Source organism: Gallibacterium melopsittaci, from assembly GCF_042433085.1.
Lineage (GTDB): Bacteria > Pseudomonadota > Gammaproteobacteria > Enterobacterales > Pasteurellaceae > Gallibacterium > Gallibacterium melopsittaci.
The window spans coordinates 1-2,012 of sequence record NZ_JBHLWA010000003.1 but is presented as its reverse complement, the minus strand read 5'-3'; the positions used below and the strand labels follow the sequence as shown (position 1 = coordinate 2,012).

Annotated in this window: 2 protein-coding genes and 1 rRNA gene; all 3 read left to right on the top strand. The window is 33.5% G+C overall.

Annotation, left to right across the window (positions count from 1 at the left end; genetic code table 11):
• Positions 1 to 275 precede the first annotated feature (275 nt).
• Positions 276 to 391 (top strand): 5S ribosomal RNA (gene rrf, locus ACFFHT_RS00750).
• A 434-nt stretch (positions 392 to 825) separates the two neighbouring features.
• Positions 826 to 1,443, top strand: a complete 618-nt coding sequence (locus ACFFHT_RS00745; protein WP_382372538.1) for a hypothetical protein — start codon at positions 826 to 828, stop codon at positions 1,441 to 1,443.
• A 178-nt stretch (positions 1,444 to 1,621) separates the two neighbouring features.
• The coding region (locus ACFFHT_RS10975; RefSeq protein WP_446685282.1) for a transposase-like zinc-binding domain-containing protein at positions 1,622 to 2,012 on the top strand (391 nt) is incomplete at its 3' end.

Sequence of the window (2,012 nt, the reverse complement as noted above, 5' to 3'; positions counted from 1 at the left end):
CGAGAGGCTTAACTATACAACGCTGAAGGGTTTTAGCCTAAAGCGAGAATCGAAAAAAGAAATAAGAAAGCGAGAAAGCGAGATAAAGCAAGAAGCGAGAAAGCAAAATAAAGAAAAAAAGCGAGAAAGCTAAAAAGATAAAGAAAGTATCAAGAGAATCAGTTAAGAGCTTGTATGGGACGTTGAAGAGAAGAAAGAACAAAAAAGAAAAAGTCAGAATAAAAAGACTGAAAAAATAGAAGAAAAGACAAGATTAAGAGAAAAAGCCGAATTATCCTGGCGGCGAGAGTGCAATAGCTCCACCTGAATCCATGCCGAACTCAGAAGTGAAATGTTGTCACGCCGATGGTAGTGTGGGAATTTCCCATGTGAGAGTAGGTCACTGCCAGGTTTTGAATTAAGAAGAGAAGACGCTAACCAAGAGGTTAGCGTTTTTTTTTGCATCAAATATCAACGTATCAAATCAAAGGTCAATGTATCAAATAGCAAATCTCGCTGTTAGCTTCATCACCTTTAGACCTAGACCGCGATGTGACTGGGTTATGCTTTCCCACTCTCCGTTCTTCCCATACATACAATCAACCTCAACAAGAAAAAGCAAGAGAAAACCAACGAAAATACCGGAGAAACATCCTGAAGCGATGACGGGGCTATACCGATTTTTTATCATCATTGACGGGTATTGAGGGTGAGAAGTGAAGAAAAGAAGAAAAAGAAGAAAAAGAAGAGAAGAAGAGAAGAAAGTCATGTTGTTTGAGATGGATTTAGTCTATTATCTTAAGTCTAGTTATCAATTAAGTATGTATCCCCTGTATAAGATAAGAAATGTGTCGTTGGCTAATAAAGAAAATAGAAGAATACATTAATAAACATTTTAGTTCAGAGAATGATAAGACATTTCTAACTATAAACTTAACTTGTTATGTCTTTCTTGCATTACTAATTCTTCCGCTTACTTACGATCGGATCATTGCCGAAATCACCACACCAATCCGTTGTGCCATCGCTGGCGATACAGTGAAGGTGCTTATGCCAGTAGAAGAATGGCAAAAACAGCGAGGTATTGAAAAGTTAAAACCAATTAAAGATGAGAAACAATATTATACTTTGTTTAAAGATAAGTACCATCTAACTGAACTTGAAAAACAAATAGCTCCACAGGTTATGCAAATAAACAATCAGTTATATGAATTGGATCTAATAAATCCAGATACTAAAATTGCAAGGTACAGTCGTGAGCGAAATTTTTTTAATATATTTATAACAGACTATTGGATTTATTATGATTTAGAGTTACAAAAAGCAATTTTAAGTTCTGAAGATGTTATGGGGCAATATTGGACTTTAATGGGACCAGGTTCTGCACTTATTCACTGTAATGGACCTACAAGCTATATCAATTTATATAAATCAAGGGATTTATCTTATTTATATAATTTCTAACTGAGTGTAAGGGGAATACCAATGAGTGATATACAAAAACAAAAAGATAATGCCTTATTAAATGTAATATAAATAGTAAGCTACTTTTATCATATATGGCATAGTAGACAAAATGGTTGCTAAAAAGTGGTTTAAAGTCTTATAGTACAAGGCTTTAAGCCACTTTTTTGAAAAATGAATAAAAACTTGTCCATTCTGCCAAAATCAAACCATCAAGAAACACGGTATTAGAAATAAGATTCAACGTTATAAATGTAATACCTGTAATAAGACATTTACTTACCAAAAAAAATTAAATCCGGAACAAATTTGGCAAGATTATTCCGAAGGAAAACAGACCTATAAGGCTCTCACCATAAAATATCATTGTTCAGAAAGAACAATTCAAAGATATTTAGAAAAAGCGCCAAAAGCCTTATTAAACTTTCCTACAAAATCATCACTTAACTTAATTATTGATACCACCTTTTTTCATCGCGATTTTGGTGTGCTTGTTATGATAGATTCTCCATCAGGTCACGTCATTTATCATCAAATAGTGAAGACAGAAAAAGATGAATATTACAAAA